Source organism: Aminobacter carboxidus, assembly GCF_014863355.1.
GTDB classification, from domain to species: domain Bacteria; phylum Pseudomonadota; class Alphaproteobacteria; order Rhizobiales; family Rhizobiaceae; genus Aminobacter; species Aminobacter carboxidus.
The window spans coordinates 1143208-1158208 of sequence record NZ_JACZEP010000001.1 but is presented as its reverse complement, the minus strand read 5'-3'; the positions used below and the strand labels follow the sequence as shown (position 1 = coordinate 1158208).

Annotated in this window: 16 protein-coding genes; 7 read left to right on the top strand and 9 right to left on the bottom strand. The window is 62.8% G+C overall.

From position 1 onward, the window contains the following. Positions 1-584: 584 nt before the first annotated feature. The gene (locus IHE39_RS05435) at positions 585-1190 is read left to right on the top strand and encodes a transglutaminase-like cysteine peptidase (protein ID WP_192565752.1); all 606 of its coding nucleotides are present in this window, start codon (positions 585-587) and stop codon (positions 1188-1190) included. 215 nt (positions 1191-1405) lie between these two features. Here the strand turns inward: IHE39_RS05435 and IHE39_RS05430 are convergent, their stop codons facing one another. Next, positions 1406-1939 carry a gamma carbonic anhydrase family protein gene (locus IHE39_RS05430; RefSeq protein WP_192566060.1) on the bottom strand — a complete coding sequence of 178 codons (534 nt, stop codon included), beginning with the start codon at positions 1937-1939 and terminating at the stop codon, positions 1406-1408. 207 nt (positions 1940-2146) lie between these two features. On the opposite strand from IHE39_RS05430, the gene IHE39_RS05425 reads away from it, so the two are divergent. Beyond that, positions 2147-2872, top strand: a complete 726-nt coding sequence (locus tag IHE39_RS05425; RefSeq protein ID WP_192565751.1) for a hypothetical protein — start codon at positions 2147-2149, stop codon at positions 2870-2872. 45 nt (positions 2873-2917) lie between these two features. Here IHE39_RS05425 and IHE39_RS05420 read toward each other — a convergent pair whose 3' ends face one another. Both IHE39_RS05420 and cysE read right to left on the bottom strand, forming a co-directional pair. Then, positions 2918-3121 (bottom strand): DUF3126 family protein, encoded by a 204-nt coding sequence (locus IHE39_RS05420; protein WP_115732280.1) that lies wholly within the window; start codon positions 3119-3121, stop codon positions 2918-2920. Positions 3122-3251: 130 nt separating this feature from the next. Beyond that, entirely contained in the window at positions 3252-4100 is an 849-nt protein-coding gene (cysE, locus tag IHE39_RS05415) for a serine O-acetyltransferase (protein ID WP_192565750.1), read from the bottom strand. A gap of 130 nt (positions 4101-4230) precedes the next feature. Here cysE and IHE39_RS05410 point away from each other — a divergent pair, with 130 nt between their 5' ends. Both IHE39_RS05410 and IHE39_RS05405 read left to right on the top strand, forming a co-directional pair. Then, complete coding sequence (locus IHE39_RS05410) at positions 4231-5013, top strand: enoyl-CoA hydratase-related protein (protein ID WP_192565749.1); 783 nt, start codon at positions 4231-4233, stop codon at positions 5011-5013. A 1-nt stretch (position 5014) separates the two neighbouring features. Then, positions 5015-5605, top strand: a complete 591-nt coding sequence (locus IHE39_RS05405) for an HD domain-containing protein (RefSeq protein ID WP_192565748.1) — start codon at positions 5015-5017, stop codon at positions 5603-5605. A 3-nt stretch (positions 5606-5608) separates the two neighbouring features. Here IHE39_RS05405 and IHE39_RS05400 read toward each other — a convergent pair whose 3' ends face one another. From IHE39_RS05400 to IHE39_RS05390, 3 genes are all read right to left on the bottom strand, one after another. Beyond that, complete coding sequence (locus IHE39_RS05400) at positions 5609-6385, bottom strand: alpha/beta fold hydrolase (RefSeq protein WP_192565747.1); 777 nt, start codon at positions 6383-6385, stop codon at positions 5609-5611. Positions 6386-6418: 33 nt separating this feature from the next. Continuing rightward, positions 6419-6937 carry a DUF192 domain-containing protein gene (locus IHE39_RS05395; RefSeq protein WP_192565746.1) on the bottom strand — a complete coding sequence of 173 codons (519 nt, stop codon included), beginning with the start codon at positions 6935-6937 and terminating at the stop codon, positions 6419-6421. Positions 6938-7083: 146 nt separating this feature from the next. Continuing rightward, positions 7084-7680, bottom strand: coding sequence for a cold-shock protein (locus IHE39_RS05390; protein WP_184769035.1), 597 nt, complete (start codon positions 7678-7680; stop codon positions 7084-7086). A gap of 218 nt (positions 7681-7898) precedes the next feature. Here IHE39_RS05390 and gloA point away from each other — a divergent pair, with 218 nt between their 5' ends. Beyond that, positions 7899-8339 carry a lactoylglutathione lyase gene (gene gloA / locus IHE39_RS05385; protein WP_184769034.1) on the top strand — a complete coding sequence of 147 codons (441 nt, stop codon included), beginning with the start codon at positions 7899-7901 and terminating at the stop codon, positions 8337-8339. Positions 8340-8401: 62 nt separating this feature from the next. Here the strand turns inward: gloA and IHE39_RS05380 are convergent, their stop codons facing one another. Together IHE39_RS05380 and ilvA are read right to left on the bottom strand one after the other, a co-directional pair. Then, entirely contained in the window at positions 8402-8941 is a 540-nt protein-coding gene (locus tag IHE39_RS05380; protein WP_192565745.1) for a DUF1697 domain-containing protein, read from the bottom strand. After that, positions 8938-10194, bottom strand: coding sequence for a threonine ammonia-lyase IlvA (gene ilvA, locus IHE39_RS05375; RefSeq protein ID WP_192565744.1), 1257 nt, complete (start codon positions 10192-10194; stop codon positions 8938-8940). The genes IHE39_RS05380 and ilvA overlap by 4 nt, the downstream gene beginning before the upstream one ends. A 153-nt stretch (positions 10195-10347) precedes the next feature. On the opposite strand from ilvA, the gene IHE39_RS05370 reads away from it, so the two are divergent. Both IHE39_RS05370 and IHE39_RS05365 read left to right on the top strand, forming a co-directional pair. Continuing rightward, positions 10348-11805 carry a potassium transporter TrkG gene (locus IHE39_RS05370; RefSeq protein ID WP_192565743.1) on the top strand — a complete coding sequence of 486 codons (1458 nt, stop codon included), beginning with the start codon at positions 10348-10350 and terminating at the stop codon, positions 11803-11805. A gap of 181 nt (positions 11806-11986) precedes the next feature. After that, positions 11987-13063, top strand: coding sequence for an alpha/beta fold hydrolase (locus IHE39_RS05365; protein WP_192565742.1), 1077 nt, complete (start codon positions 11987-11989; stop codon positions 13061-13063). 86 nt (positions 13064-13149) lie between these two features. Here IHE39_RS05365 and ade read toward each other — a convergent pair whose 3' ends face one another. Then, entirely contained in the window at positions 13150-14961 is a 1812-nt protein-coding gene (gene ade, locus IHE39_RS05360; protein ID WP_192565741.1) for an adenine deaminase, read from the bottom strand. Positions 14962-15001 lie beyond the last annotated feature (40 nt).

Here is a 15001-nt window from a genome sequence, read left to right as displayed (position 1 = left end):
TAGCACCACTACGACGCTCTGACGGTGCAGCTTTAGCCTCCACCGCGGCGCACCAGCACACCGGAACAAGACGGCACAACTGCCAGCAGGTGTTCCATTCCAGCACAGGTGAAAGCTGGGCCGCTAGGCCTATGACACATCCGCGGCTCGGCCTTTGGGTCCATACAGTGCAACGTGCTCTTTTTCGGCCTGTGGACAAGTATTTTTTGGCCAAGCCCAAGCAACAGCCAGCGCAAAGCTGCATCTCGCCTTCATTGCCCTGCCGGCCTTGTCAGTGTCGATCAAACGCCACAACAGCGCATCCGGCAACGAATCCTGAGAGCACCGATCCGTTCCGCCTTTGCCAAGTACTTATCCGGCGGCCGCGCCGCCCCCATTGCCTCGCGCTCACCCGCAAACAGACGCCCACGACGGCAACCACAGCCAATTCGATAAAATTGCAATCAAATTTTGCGAAAATTTTATTCTTATTCTATTCTTTGTTTACGCGAGTTCTCTTTTGTTTTTACTCAACATCTACTTCGCAGCTTTGCGTCAAATAAATCCGGGCCTGTCATTGTCACCTCGAACGGGGAGACAACAAAATGAACATGCGTCGGGGATGGCTGCTGCTTCTGGCCACGACAATTCAGGCAGGCACCGTGAGCGCCGCCATGGCGACACCTGCCATCATGCAGACCAACGGCCGCACCACCCAGCCGGTCGGCCACTATGAACTGTGCAAGCGCTCGCCGATCGAGTGCAGCGAAAAGACCGCCAGCAACAAGCCGGTCGAGCTGACCCGCAGCCTGTGGAAGGCGATGATCGCCATCAACGACAAGGTCAACACCGACGTCGCGCCGCGCACCGACATGGAAATGTGGGGCCAGGAAGAAGTCTGGTCCTATCCTGACACCGGCGCCGGCGACTGCGAGGACTATGTGCTGGAAAAGCGCCGCAAGCTGATGGAATTGGGCGTTCCCGCCGGCAACCTGCTGATCACGGTTGTTCGTCAGCCCAATGGCGACGGCCATGCGGTGCTGACCGTGCGCACCAGCCTCGGCGAATACATCCTCGACAACCTCGACACGCGGGTCCTGGCCTGGGACGAGACCGAATACACCTATCTCAAGCGCCAGTCGGAGCGGAATTCGGGCGTCTGGATTGCGATCAACGACGGCCGCGCCGACGCGGTGGCGTCGGTTCGCTAGGAGCTGCAGCGCCGAGCGCGCCCATCGGGGCGCGCGCGAAGGCAGCAGCACTTGAAATCGGTGCATGGCCCTTTCGAAAATCGGTATCGGTTTTCTGGGGTCATGCGCTGGTGAGAAACCCGGTCGCGTCCCCACCCTCCCCGTCCCCAACGACCGGGTCTAGGAGCCGGCCCATCCCCGGGCCGGCTCCGCCTTTTCTGGCGGAAGCCTTGGTGTCAATCCGCAATCGGCTTGAGGCCGGCGCTAAAGCGCCGCTGGTTGGCGACATAGTCGTCCGCCGACTTGCGCAACCGGTCAGCCGCGGCATCGTCGAGCGTACGGATGACCTTGGCGGGCGATCCGACAATCAGAGAGTTATCGGGAAATTCCTTGCCTTCGGTCACCAGCGCTCCGGCACCCACAAGGCAGTTCTTGCCGATCTTCGCGCCATTGAGCACGATTGCGCCCATGCCGATCAGCGAATTGTCGCCGACGCTGCAGCCATGCAGGATCGCCCTGTGACCGATGGTGCAGCCGTCGCCGATTGTGAGCGGAAAACCTGGATCGGTGTGCATCACCGTGTGCTCCTGGACATTGCTGCGGGCACCGATGGTGATCGGTTCGCGATCGCCGCGGATGGCGGAACCAAACCAGATGCCGACGTCGCGCCCGATCCTGACATCGCCGACAACCGCGGCATCCGGTGCGATCCAACTGCTGGCGCGGTCCTCGAACTGCGGCTCGACCCCGTCGAGAGCGTAAAGCGGCATCATAAAATCCTCTTCTTTTGCGCGCGCAAACTATGGAGGGCATCGCCACAAGGCAAGCGCGCAGCACAGCCTTAACGAGCCATTAACCATGCACACGCAATGTCGGTCAGATATCGGGCTCCTGAAGGCACGGAGCAAACGCTACCAACGCTGCGAAGTCCGATGCTCGAACGCAATTGCGAGCCCCGGCTGTCCTGGAGACATCTCATGAAGCAAGAGGCGACCGAAAGTTCCGGTTTCGACGTCGTCGATTCGGCGCTGATGATGAAGGTCTTCTACGGTTTTGCCGTGTTTGCCATACTCTCGGTGGCGATCAGCCTCGGCGGCCGCTGGTTCGGCCACACCATTGCCATGGCCGGCTATACCGATGACGTCGCAACGCGCGAAATCGTCATCGGCAACGACGTGGTTTCCGCCCCGGCCAACATGATCCGTTTCGAAAAAGCCCGCCGCGACGGCATTGCCGGGCGCCTCGACCTCTATCTGCGCTGGCCCGAGATGGACGGCTACAGCGAGGCGGCGCGGCCGGCATTCAACAATCTCGAAGGCGACAAACGCATCGTCTTCCTCAGTCTCGAACCACGCATGATGACGCGCGACATGAGCGGCCGCCTTGCGCCGATCTACAGCGAACTGACTGTCAAGCCGGGCGTGCCCGGCCCCGACGGCATGACGCTGTTCGGCTTCACGGAAAATTCGGGCTATCTCAACGAGGTGCTTGCTGTCGCCTCGCGCAGCGGCGAGCAGCCTTTTGTCGCCCGCTGCCTCAGCGGCACAGAAGCAGAAGAATCGCTCGCGCCTTGCGAGCGCGACGTCTTCGTCGGCAAGGATTTGAGCCTGACCTACAGATTTCCACGGGAACTTCTGGGAGAGTGGCGTGCGCTGGACCGGGCGGTTATCGCCAAGGCGAATGCCATGCTGCACATCAAATAGCAGCCGCGCGAAGTTCGCCGCGCGGCGCAAGGGCCGACCGATAGATCAGGCCAGGTCGACGTCGAGGATCGCCATCGAGAAATTGTAGTCACCGTCGTCCTCGTCCTTGAAAACGATGCCGAGGAATTCGTCGCCGATATAGACTTCAGCCGAGTCGTCCTTGCGCGGACGTGCCTTGACCTGAAGGTTGGGGTTCTGGAACTGGCGCTTGAAATAAGCGTCGAGTTTTCGGATTTCTTCCGGCTTCAACTGGCTTCTCCGGCTTGTCGTTAAGAGACGCGCTTCTGACACGCCAACCATGGCGCTGTAAAGGCGAGGCTTGGCTTTTACCCCGGTGCAAATCGCACGTGGTGCCCGTCAGGGGCGCTGGCACCCAACCTCAGATATCGAAGCTGACGACGTGATCCATCGTCTGCGACGGCAGCAACTGGTCCATCTGGCTCGATGGGCGGTCGCAGCCGGTTTCGCCGACGACGCGCGCCGGAACACCGGCGACCGTCTTGTTGTGCGGCACAGGCGACAGCACTACCGAACCGGCGGCGATCTTCGAGCAATGGCCAACCTCGATATTGCCGAGGATCTTGGCGCCGGCGCCGATCAACACGCCGTAGCGGATCTTGGGATGGCGGTCGCCGCCGGCCTTGCCGGTGCCGCCGAGCGTCACGCCATGCAGGATCGAGACGTCGTCTTCGATGACGGCGGTTTCACCGACGACAAGCCCCGTGGCATGGTCGATAAATATGCCCTTACCCATACGCGCGGCCGGGTTGATGTCGGTCTGGAACACCGAGGACGAGCGGCTCTGCAGGTAGAGCGCGAAATCCTTGCGGCCACGGTTCCACAGCCAATGCGCCAGGCGATGCGTCTGGATGGCGTGGAAGCCCTTGAAGTACAGCACCGGCATCAGATACCGGTCGCAGGCGGGATCACGGTCGTAATAGGCCTGGATGTCGGTGCGCACGGTGTCGCTCCAGTCCGGCCTGTCTTCGAGCATCGCGTAAAATGTCTGGCGAATGAGGTCGGCGCCGAGATCCTGATGCGCCAGCCGCTCGGCCAGGCGATGGATCACCGCTTCTTCAAGCGTGTCCTGGTTCAGGATCGTGGCGTAAAGGAACGCCGCAAGCAGCGGGTCGCCGGCCACCGCGTCCGTCGCCTCGTCGCGCACCGATCGCCAGATCGGATCGACCGGCTTCACCGAGCTTGGGCGCGCTGCGGATATGGTGTTCATCGACGGTCTCCGTTCACTGCCGGCTTGTGCAATCCCGCGCGGGACATATAAGCCAGATGTTAGCACGATTGAACTCAATTTTCCTTAGTGCTCGATCAAGTGGATTTGGTTTGCGGAAATTCAAGGCGCCATGGAAACTGAACCTTTGCTGGTCACAACGGCCGATGGCGTAGCCACGATCACCATCAACCGGCCGGCGCGCAAGAACGCCATCACCCAGGCCATGTGGGTGGAGTTGGCCAGCCATGTGCTTCGGCTGTCATCCGAGCCCGGCGTCCGCGTCATCGTTCTGCGCGGCACGGGCCAGGATTTTTCCGCCGGCGCCGACATCTCCGAGTTCGACACGCTACGCGGCGATGCCGACAGCGCACGTGCCTACGAGGCGACCAATTCGGCAGCCTTCGCGTCCTTGCGCAACTGCGCCATCCCGGTGATGGCAGCGATCCGCGGCATCTGCTTCGGCGGCGGTTTTGGCCTGGCAGCAGCCTGCGACCTGCGCATTGCCACCTCTGATGCACAGTTCGCCGTGCCTGCCGCGCGTCTTGGCCTTGCCTATCCGCAAGATGCGATGGGCGACATCGTCTGGGCCGCCGGTCCCCAAATGGCACGCTACCTCACCTACACCGCAGGTCGCATCGATGCGCCGGCTGCACTTGCAGCCGGTTTCCTGCTCGAAATCGTCGAACCCGCGCGTTTCGACACCCGCATCGACGAGACCGCCCGCACAATCGCCGACAACGCGCCGCTCTCAGTGCGCGCCTCAAAGGCGGCGATCCGCGCGGCATTAAGCTACGACGCTGGCGAAATCGCCCTTGCCCAGACCGCCGGTGACGCCACCTTCTTCAGCGACGACTATGCCGAGGGCCGCGCCGCCTTTGCCGGCCGGCGCACACCCGTTTTCAAGGGCCAGTGACATGTCTCTTCTGGATGACGCCACCAAGGCGGAACTGACCGCTCTCTACCGAGCCGACGACCGCCACTATCACGGCATCCGTCACATCGAGGCGCTGCTGGGATTGCTGGCGGAGTATCACGCCCAATTCGCCGATCGCGAGGCAGTCGAGGCCGTCATCTGGTTCCATGACGCGATCTATGACAGCCGGCGCAAGGACAACGAGGCGCTAAGCGCCGCGCTTGCCGCCGAAAGGCTCCACGGCCATGTCGACGCCCCACGCCTCGCCCGCATCGTCAAGATGATCGAGGCGACCGCCACCCACCAGGTACCTGACTTCGACGACGCGACAGCGAGGAATGACACCGCCCTGTTGCTCGACATGGACCTGTCGATCCTCGGCGCCCCTGCGGAAACCTTCGACGCCTACGAAGATGCCGTCAGGCGCGAATATGGCTGGGTCAGCGACGCCGACTGGCGCGCCGGACGCGGCGCCGTGCTGCGCAATTTCCTTGCCCGGCCACGCATCTTCCACACCGACATTTTCATCGCTCGCTTCGAAGCCCGGGCCCGAGCGAACATGGAACGGTCACTGGCAAAGCTGAGCGGCTGACGCTCAGATCGGATGCGCGGCCAAAAACTCCAGCATCCGCTTCTTGAACGTCCGGTCGCCGACCGCCAGCATGTGGTCGCGCCCTTCGATGTCGAAGCTCTCGCCATGCGGCAGCAGCCGGGCAAGTTCGTGCGGCGAGCCGGCAATGTCGTCCCTGGTGCCGACGGCAACCAGGACCGGTTGCATGATCCGCCTGACGTCGTTGTCGGTCACCAGTTCGCGAGAGGTCGAGATGCAGGCGGCGAGCGCTCGTCTGTCACTGCGCGTCTGGTCGGCAAAGGCGCGGAACATCTTGGCCCGCGGCTGCGTGATGACAGCGGGATCCTCGGCCAGCAGTGCGGCGGCGATCGGGTCCCAGTCACCGACACCATCGACCATGCCGATGCCAAGGCCGCCGAACACCAGTGTCGCCACGCGCTCGGGAGCTTCCAGCGCCATGAATGCCGAGACACGCGCGCCCATCGAATAGCCCATGACATGGGCACGCTCGATGCCGAGATGATCGAGCAGGGCTACCGCATCAGCGGCCATCTTGCTCGGTGTGTAATCGGCCTCGTTGTAGCTCTTGGTCGAGCCGCCATGGCCGCGATGGTCGAAGGCGATGGCGCGGTATCCCGCCTCGGTCAGCGTCTTGAACCAGCCCGGCGACACCCAGTTGACGAAGTGGCTGGAGGCAAAGCCGTGGATCATCAGGACCGGCTCGCCACTGCCCGCGCCCACCGGCGGCAAGTCCAGGAATGCCAGGTCGAAACCTTCATGGGAAAAATGATCGAGTGCCATCGTCGCTCCGAAGTCTTTGGCCGAGATCTCGCCTCAGCCTGGATTGCCGGCAACCGCGGCGATCGCGCGATGCCTGAGCATGACGCCGTCGGCCATGCCGATCCTGGCTGCCGTTCCAGCCTTGAGTTCGAGCACGAAGCGCGCCGGTTCGTCAGGCGCGATGACGGCTTCGGAAAACGGCGTGCCCGGCAAAACGTCCAGCACCTTGCCGTCGGGACCGACAAAGACCAGATCGAGCGGCAGCGGCGTGTTCTTCATCCAGAAGCCGACCGGCTGGGTCTGCTCGAACACGAACAGCATGCCCTGGTCGTCGGCGAGATCCTTGCGGAACATCAGCCCCATCGAGCGTTCGCCCGGTTCGTCGGCGATCTCGATGCGGAAAGGCACGTCGCCCTTGGCGGTGACGGCGATCAGCGGCTCGGCATCGACCGGCAGCGCCATCGCCTGCTGAGCGACAGCAGGGCCGGTCAGGGCAAGCGAAACGACAAAAGCCGGCGCCGCAAGCATTGCAGCACCGAGCGCTCCGGCTATCAATGATTTACGTGTAGTCATCAAATCCATCTTCGGGGCGCGTTCGCGTTTGTGGTCAGGCCGATCCGAAAATGGTGGATTTCGAGAACCGAAGCGGAGCGGACATTGAGTCCGTCAGCACCGGAAGCGCAGAAAGCCGCCATTTGCAGGCCGGCTTCACCTGAAACCTAGTGCGAAACCGGCAAGGTCCCTAGATCGGGGTGAATTTCGGCAGCCATAAGGCCTTTGTCGCCCTTGCCGAACCGAACCAGCACCACCTGTCCCGGCCGGAGCTCGGTGACGCCGAAGCGGCGTAGCGTTTCCATGTGGACAAAAATGTCCTCGGTGCCTTCGCCGCGCGTCAGGAAGCCAAAACCCTTGGTGCGGTTGAACCACTTGACCAGCGCGCGCTCAAGCCCGCTTTCGGGCGCAACCGAGACATGGGTGCGTTGCTCCTGCATTTCAGCGGGATGCACGGCGGTCGAATTGTCGATGGAGAGCACGCGGAAGGCCTGCAGGCCGCGGTCGCCCTGCTTGACCAGGCAAACCACGCGGGCACCTTCCAGTGCCGTCTGGAAGCCGTCGCGGCGCAGGCAGGTCACGTGCAGCAGCACGTCGCTTCCAACACCACCGTCGGGGAGAATGAAGCCGTAGCCCTTGGCCACATCGAACCATTTGATGGCGCCTGCAAGCTCGACCAGACCGACGCCGTCAGTGTTGTCATCGAGCTCGAAAGCGTCACGGCCAGTGCCGTTCTGCACCGCGAGAGAGGCCTTTTCCCCCATCAGAACGCCCCCTTTCCTTGCAAACGCCATTACTGATTCTTGATATAAGATTAACACTTCCGTTCTGGACTTACGCAAGGGCCGACCGGCCATTTTTCGACTTGCCCCCCGGATAGACACAAGCTTCGCACCAGTTCCCCGGAAAACGCGACGCCAAGGTTGCCGAGCATGGCGGCCCCGCCCTATGTATCGCCCGAACCCCAACCCAAGGAACAGCGATGCGCTATCTGCACACCATGGTCCGCGTCAAAGACATCGACGCCTCACTGGATTTCTATTGCAACAAGTTCGGCATGAAGGAGGTCCGTCGTTCCACCAACGAGAAGGGTCGCTACACGCTGATCTTCCTTGCCGCCTCGGAGGATGAAGGCACGGGGGCTTCGTCGCAGGCGCCGCTGCTCGAACTGACCTTCAACTGGGATACGGAAGACTATCAGGGCGGCCGCAATTTCGGCCACCTCGCCTATGAGGTCGACGACATCTACGCCGCCTGCCAGGACCTGATGAACAAGGGTGTCACCATCAACCGTCCGCCGCGCGACGGCAACATGGCCTTCATCAAGTCGCCCGACGGCATTTCGATCGAGCTCTTGCAAAAGGGCGAGCGCAAGGCGCCGGCGGAACCCTGGCTGTCGATGCCGAACACCGGCAGCTGGTAACCGCTTCGGCCCGAAGCAAGGACCGGTTTCGGCAAGCTCGACGCACTGGGGGCGAAAAGCCGTCAGGCCTTCTGGGCCATCTCCAGCAAAGTCAGCACGGTGCGCCAGTTGCGCATCGTGCCAGGTACCTTGAGGGTGCGCGGCAGGATTTCGGCGAATTTCGATTTGCCCAGGCCGTCGGGCGTGTGGAGGTAAAGCACATCGCCCTTGACCACGAAGCGTTCGGGCCCGGTGCAACGCTCGGCAAGCCTCGCGACTTCTTCTGACGTCGGCGCGCGCTCCAGGGCGCTCGCATGCAGCTTGGTCGGATCGCCGGCCATATCAGGATAGGGATTGTTGGCCACCAGCGCCTCGATCCAGCCGAGATCGCGCACCATGATGCGCGAGCGAAAACCCCAGCGCTTTTCGAACCCAGGCTCGATCCGCTCAGTCAGAGCACGAACGCCGGCAGCCTCAGCCTTGAACACCACATTGCCGCTCTGGATGTAGCTTGCGATATCGGCAAAGCCGAGTTCGTCGAAGAACGCCCTCAGTTCAGCCATCTTGACGATGCGATTGCCACCGACATTGATGCCGGAAAACAGCGCAACGAACACGCTCATATGATGAAGCCGCCCAACGTCTCGTTGTCGGTAATGTCCTGGTACTGCACGCCCTCGACATCGAAGCGCGCCTTGAGCAGATCGAAGTTGCGCCGGTCCTTGGTCTCGATGCCGATCAGCACCGAGCCGAAGTTGCGCGCCGACTTCTTGAGATACTCGAAGCGGGTGATGTCGTCGTCGGGGCCCATAAGTTCGAGGAAATCGCGCAACGCGCCCGGCCGCTGGGGAAACCGAATGATGAAGTACTTTTTCAAGCCCTCGAAGCGCAGCGCGCGCTCCTTGACGTCGGGCAGCCGCTCGAAGTCGAAATTGCCGCCCGAGACCACCGCGACCACGGTCTTGCCCTTGAGCTCTTTCCTGGAAAAATCCTTGAGCGCGTCGATCGCCAGCGCGCCGGCAGGTTCCAGCACCACGCCCTCGACATTGAGCATCTCGATCATCGTGGCGCAGAGCCGGTTTTCCGGCACCAGCCTGACCGTGTCGGCGGCGAAATCCTTGAGCAGGCGCAGCGGTTCGCGGCCGATCTCGGCGACGGCCGCGCCATCGACGAAATTGTCGACCTTGGCGAGCTTCACGCGCTTGCCGGTGGCGAGGCTGTCGCGCAGGCTGGGCGCGCCAGCCGGCTCGCAGAAGACGAAACGCGGTGTGCCGCCAGTTTCGGCAAAGTAGCGCGTCACACCGGCAGACAGTCCACCGCCGCCGACCGGCAAAAGCACGATGTCGGGCATGCGTCCATTCGGCATCTGCGCCATAATCTCAAGGGCGACCGTCGCCTGGCCCTCGATGATGTCCTTGTGGTCGAAGGGCGGCACCATGTGGCCGCCGGAGCTTTCGGCGAACTCCAGCGCGGCGCGATAGCAATCGTCGAAGAAGTCGCCGACAAGCTTGATCTCGACGAACTCGCCGCCGAACAGCCTGGTCTTGTCGATCTTCTGCTGCGGCGTCGTCACCGGCATGAACACCACGCCCTTCTTGCCGAAATGCCGGCAGACGAAGGCAAAACCCTGGGCGTGGTTGCCGGCCGAAGCGCAAACGAACAACTCCGCCTCGTTGCCGGCGGCAAGGGTCTTGCGAAAGAAGTTCAACGCGCCGCGAATCTTGTAAGAGCGCACCGGCGTCAGGTCTTCGCGCTTCAACAGCACGCGCGCGCCAGTCTTGCGCGAGAGATAGTCGTTCTCCTGCAGCGGTGTTTCGGGAAACAGTTGCCTCACCGCCGCGGCTGCCAGCGAAACCCTTTCGGCAAAACTGGTCATGGCAAAGGCACTCCTGAAATCGACCGCGCAAATGCTGTGGCCCGCGCTCCCGCGCTATTGCATATTCGGCGTCACGAAGCCACTGTCCGGCTCCCGCCGCCAGGTCCAGGCCGACAGATTGGCTCGCCGCGATACATTTGGGGATACGTCTCGGTGAACAGAATTGCCGTCCGCGCCGCGATCCACATCGCAGCCGTCTTTGCCATCTACCTGTCTGTTGCGATGCTCCTGCCGGCGGCGGTCGACCTCTACTACGGCAATGACGACTGGCGTTCCTTCGCCTTCACGGCCCTGTTCATGGGCGGGCTTTCGCTGGCGATCGCGCTTGCCACGCAGGGCCGCGTGCCGCCGGCCAACACCCGCTTCGGCTTCATACTGGTCAATTTCCTCTGGATCACGCTGGCGATCGCCGGTGCCGTGCCATTCATGACCTCGTCGCTCGGCCTGAGCGTGACCGATTCCATCTTCGAATCGGTGTCCGGCGTCACTACCACCGGCTCAACGGTCATCAATGGCCTCGACGCGGCGCCGCCCGGCATTCTACTCTGGCGCTCCCTACTCAGCTTCATGGGCGGGCTCGGCGTCATCGCGCTCGGCCTGTTCCTGTTGCCGTTCCTCAATATCGGCGGCGTGTCCTATTTCAAGATCGAATCCTCCGACATCGAAGATCGGCCCTTCGAGCGCTTCCACACCTTCGCGCTCAGCCTGATCGGAATCTATACGGTGCTGGTCCTTGCCTGTGCCATTTCCTATGCCGCTGCCGGCATGGATGGTTTCCACGCTGTCAACCATGCCATGTCGACAGTTGCTACCGGCGGCTTCTCAACCCACGATACGTCTTTCGTTCGCTACGCTGACAACCCCGCGGTCCTGTGGACCGGCATCGTCTTCATGTTCATCGGCGGGTTGCCGTTTTCGATCATGATCCTGTTTGCCGTGCGGGGCAGGCTCGATGCGCTGCGCGACCCGCAGATTCGCGTCTATGCCGGCTACTGCATCGTCTTCGCAATCGCCGTTGCCATCTACTTGCGTGTCAACATGGGCATTCCGTTTTTCACGGCGCTTACCCATTCGACGTTCAACCTGATGTCGATCATCACCACAGCCGGCTTTGCCAGCGACGACTACGGCCGATGGGGACCGTTCGCTATCGGCTGCATCTTCGTCGCCACCTTCATGGGCGGCTGCTCCGGCTCGACAACCGGCGGCATCAAGGCCTACCGTTTCCTCATCCTGTTCGAGCTTTTGGCCAACGGTCTGCGCCGCCTGATCTATCCCAACACCGTCATACCGGTGCGTTATGGCGACCGCACCGTCGCCCCTGAAATGCAGAGCGCGGTCGTGCTGTTCATCGCCTCCTTCATGGTGCTGTGGGCCATCACCATCGTGCTGTTGAGCGCCACCGGGCTAGACTTCATCACCGCTGTCACCGGCTCGTTGACGTCGCTCACCAATGTCGGTCCCGGCCTCGGTCCGATCATCGGCCCGGTCGGCAACTTCTCGTCATTGCCCGATGCCGCCAAGTGGATCTGCTCGGCGGCAATGCTGCTCGGGCGTCTCGAAATCCTGGCCGTGCTGGTGATCTTCACGCCAACTTTCTGGGGTCGCTAATTCCGTGAACTGGAATGCGGAAGTCCTTGTTTCCGCCACAATTTCGGCAATCCGGCAACACTCGCCAGGCGATGTCCACTTGCGCTGTTCTTTTCGACTGGACGCGACTTACTTCCGCCACTATCAGGCCGTCCCGAGGGTGGCACGCTGAACGCCTTGCCCGTCAGAGAGATCATCAAAAGTGTCGCCGTCCAACTATTGCATCGCCATCGCCGCCCTCCTTTTGTCCGGTTGCATCGGGCAGCCGTCCGGCGCGCTGTTGACCGGCGCGGTCGTCAACGTCCCCGTCTCGGAGATCGCTGGCAACCATGCGATCTTTGTCGCCTCGACGCGCCAGCATGCCGCCGACGACAAACAGGTCTTCGATCGCGACCGCTCGGCGACGCTCAATTTCGCTCGCGTCGACGTGACCGTGCCGAAGGTCCACAAGACCGGCCAGATCGAGCTGCGCAACCGCAAGGACCCCGATCCGACCAAGTTCTTCACCGCCACCAATGCGGTCGGCTACCAGACTCAACCTGAATTCTCCAAGGCACTCAGCGCCGACATCGCCGCGCGCGGCGGTCGCGCCATGCTGTTCGTGCACGGCTACAACACATCCTTCGATGCCGGCGTCTACCGCGCCACCCAGATCGCGCACGACTCGGGCTACACCGGCACCCCGGTGCTGTTTTCCTGGGCCTCAGGCGGCAGCACGACCGACTATGTCTATGACAGGGAAAGTGCCGCGGCCGCCCGCGACCAGCTCGAAGTGACGCTGCGCATGCTCGCCCAGTCGGGCGCGCGCCGCATCGATATCGTCGCGCATTCGATGGGCACCTGGGTGACCATGGAAGCGCTGCGCCAGCTGGCGCTGACCGGCGACCGCGACCTCGGCGGCAAGCTCGGCGACGTCGTTCTGGCTTCGCCTGACATCGATGTCGACGTGTTCAAGAGCCAGATGCGCCGCTACGGCAAGCCGAACAAGCCGTTCTTCCTGATGACCTCGGGCGACGACCGCGCGCTCAAGCTGTCGGGTATCCTGGCCGGCTCCAAGCCGCGCCTCGGCGACTACAAGAACGCCGGCGACCTCGCCGAATACGGCGTGATCGTCGTCGACCTTTCCGACGCCAAGAGCGGCGACTCGTTCAATCACACCAAGTTCGCCGACAATCCCGAGATGGTGAAGCTGCTTGGCCAGCGCCTGCGCGCCGACGACGGTTTTGCCAGCGACCGCGAGGTCACCGACCGCATCAACATGCTCGGCGGGCTACAGTAGACCCGACGGCAGGAATGAAAAAGGACGCCTTGGGCGCCCCGCTATGCGGGGCTTTCTTTTGCTAGCCAGACGAGCAGCGGCCCGGTTCAGAGAAACAGCTCGACCTTTTCAAACGTCGTCACGTCGACCAGCCCGACATCGGAAATCCGGAGTTCCGGGATGACCACCAGGGCCAGCAGCGAATGCTGCATGTAGGCGTTGTTGAGGCTGCAGCCCATGTCGCGCATCGCCTGGACCAGCTTGTCGGCCTTGGCGGCAACGATTTCGGCACGCTCGTCCGACATCAGGCCGGCGATCGGCATTTCGACCATCGCCAGCTCCTTGCCTTCGGAAAACAACACCACGCCGCCCCCCACCTGCCCGAGCCGGTTGGCGGCCAGCGCCATGTCGGCCTTGTTGGTGCCGACGACGATCATGTGGTGGCTGTCATGCGCGACCGTCGAGGCGAGCGCGCAGTCCTTCATGTAGCCGAAGCCTGACACGAACGCATTGGTCACCGTGCCGGTGGCGCGATGACGCTCGACGAGCGCGATCTGGCAGACGTCGTTGCGACGGTCCATCGCCACCAGCCCGTCTTCGACGCCGAGATCGGCCTCCAGCGCGCGCGTCGGCGCCTGGTTCTCGATGACGCCAATCACCCGCACCCGTACCTCGTTGGCGCCTTCCGGTGCCTTGATGTCGAAGTCGACGGCCTTGAGTTTCTTGCCCAGCTTGACCGTTTGCTTGGCTTCGGCGGGATAGGCATAGGCAGGAATGTCGATATCGAGCTTGCCGGCTTTGGCCACCCGCACGCCGCGCGCATAGACCTCGTCGATCTTGAGTTCGGCCAGATCCGAGACGATGAGCACGTCTGCAAGCCGGCCCGGCGTGATCGAGCCAAGCTCGCGTTCGAGGCGGAAATGCTGGGCGGTGTTGATCGTCGCCATCTGGATCGCCGTCACCGGCTTCAGGCCCTGCTGGATGGCGTGGCGGACGACGCGGTCCATGTGCCCTTCGTGCACCAGCGTGCCCGAATGGCTGTCGTCGGTGCACAGGATGAAGCTGCGCGGGTCGATGCCCTGCTCCGTCACCGCCTTGATCTGGCTGGCGACATCGTACCAGGCCGAGCCAAGCCGCAGCATAGCCTTCATGCCTTGCCGTACCCGCGCGATCGCGTCTTCGGCGCGCGTGCCCTCGTGGTCGTCCTCGGGACCGCCGGCGACATAGCCGTGGAACGGCAGGCCGATATCACGCGAGGCATAATGCCCGCCGACCGTCTTGCCGGCCTTCACCGTCTCGGCGATCTCGCCCGACATGACCGGATTGTTGGCGGCGACACCGGGGAAATTCATCACTTCGCCCAGGCCGATGATGTTCTCCCAGGTCATCGCCACGGCGACGTCCTCGACCGTCAGCGCAGCCCCCGCATTCTCCAGCCCCGGGGCCGACGGCACACAGGACGGCATCTGCACGTGCACGTTGATTGGCATCGCCAGTGCCTCGTCATGCATCAGCCTGACGCCGGGCAGCCCGAGCACGTTGGCGATTTCGTGCGGGTCGATAAACATCGACGTCGTGCCATGCGGGATCACCGCGCGGCAGAACTCGGTCACCGTCACCATGCCGCTTTCGACATGCATGTGCGCGTCGCACAGGCCGGGCACGAGATAGCGCCCGCCGGCGTCGACGACCTTGGTGCCCTGACCGATGGCGTGGCTGGCGTTCGGGCCGCAATAGGCGAAGCGCCCGGCAACGATGGCAATGTCGGTGCCGGCAATGATCTCGCCCGAATGCACGTTCACCCAGCGGCCGTTGCGGATCACGAGGTCGGCCGGCTTGCGGCCCATGGCGACGTCGACCAGTTCAGGGGCGGTCTCGGTCCAGGGGCGCGGTTTGGCGAAGGGCGACGTGTTGGGCATTGCATGGAATCCTGTGCTCTTTCGCAACGACTGTAGCGAA

Coding starts and splice junctions, on each gene's coding strand:
- IHE39_RS05435 (WP_192565752.1), top strand. CDS start 585: ATGAACATGCGTCGGGGATGGCTGCTGCTTCTGGCCACGACAATTCAG.
- IHE39_RS05430 (WP_192566060.1), bottom strand. CDS start 1,939: ATGCCGCTTTACGCTCTCGACGGGGTCGAGCCGCAGTTCGAGGACCGC.
- IHE39_RS05425 (WP_192565751.1), top strand. CDS start 2,147: ATGAAGCAAGAGGCGACCGAAAGTTCCGGTTTCGACGTCGTCGATTCG.
- cysE (WP_192565750.1), bottom strand. CDS start 4,100: ATGAACACCATATCCGCAGCGCGCCCAAGCTCGGTGAAGCCGGTCGAT.
- IHE39_RS05410 (WP_192565749.1), top strand. CDS start 4,231: ATGGAAACTGAACCTTTGCTGGTCACAACGGCCGATGGCGTAGCCACG.
- IHE39_RS05405 (WP_192565748.1), top strand. CDS start 5,015: ATGTCTCTTCTGGATGACGCCACCAAGGCGGAACTGACCGCTCTCTAC.
- IHE39_RS05400 (WP_192565747.1), bottom strand. CDS start 6,385: ATGGCACTCGATCATTTTTCCCATGAAGGTTTCGACCTGGCATTCCTG.
- IHE39_RS05395 (WP_192565746.1), bottom strand. CDS start 6,937: ATGACTACACGTAAATCATTGATAGCCGGAGCGCTCGGTGCTGCAATG.
- IHE39_RS05390 (WP_184769035.1), bottom strand. CDS start 7,680: ATGGGGGAAAAGGCCTCTCTCGCGGTGCAGAACGGCACTGGCCGTGAC.
- gloA (WP_184769034.1), top strand. CDS start 7,899: ATGCGCTATCTGCACACCATGGTCCGCGTCAAAGACATCGACGCCTCA.
- IHE39_RS05380 (WP_192565745.1), bottom strand. CDS start 8,941: ATGAGCGTGTTCGTTGCGCTGTTTTCCGGCATCAATGTCGGTGGCAAT.
- ilvA (WP_192565744.1), bottom strand. CDS start 10,194: ATGACCAGTTTTGCCGAAAGGGTTTCGCTGGCAGCCGCGGCGGTGAGG.
- ade (WP_192565741.1), bottom strand. CDS start 14,961: ATGCCCAACACGTCGCCCTTCGCCAAACCGCGCCCCTGGACCGAGACC.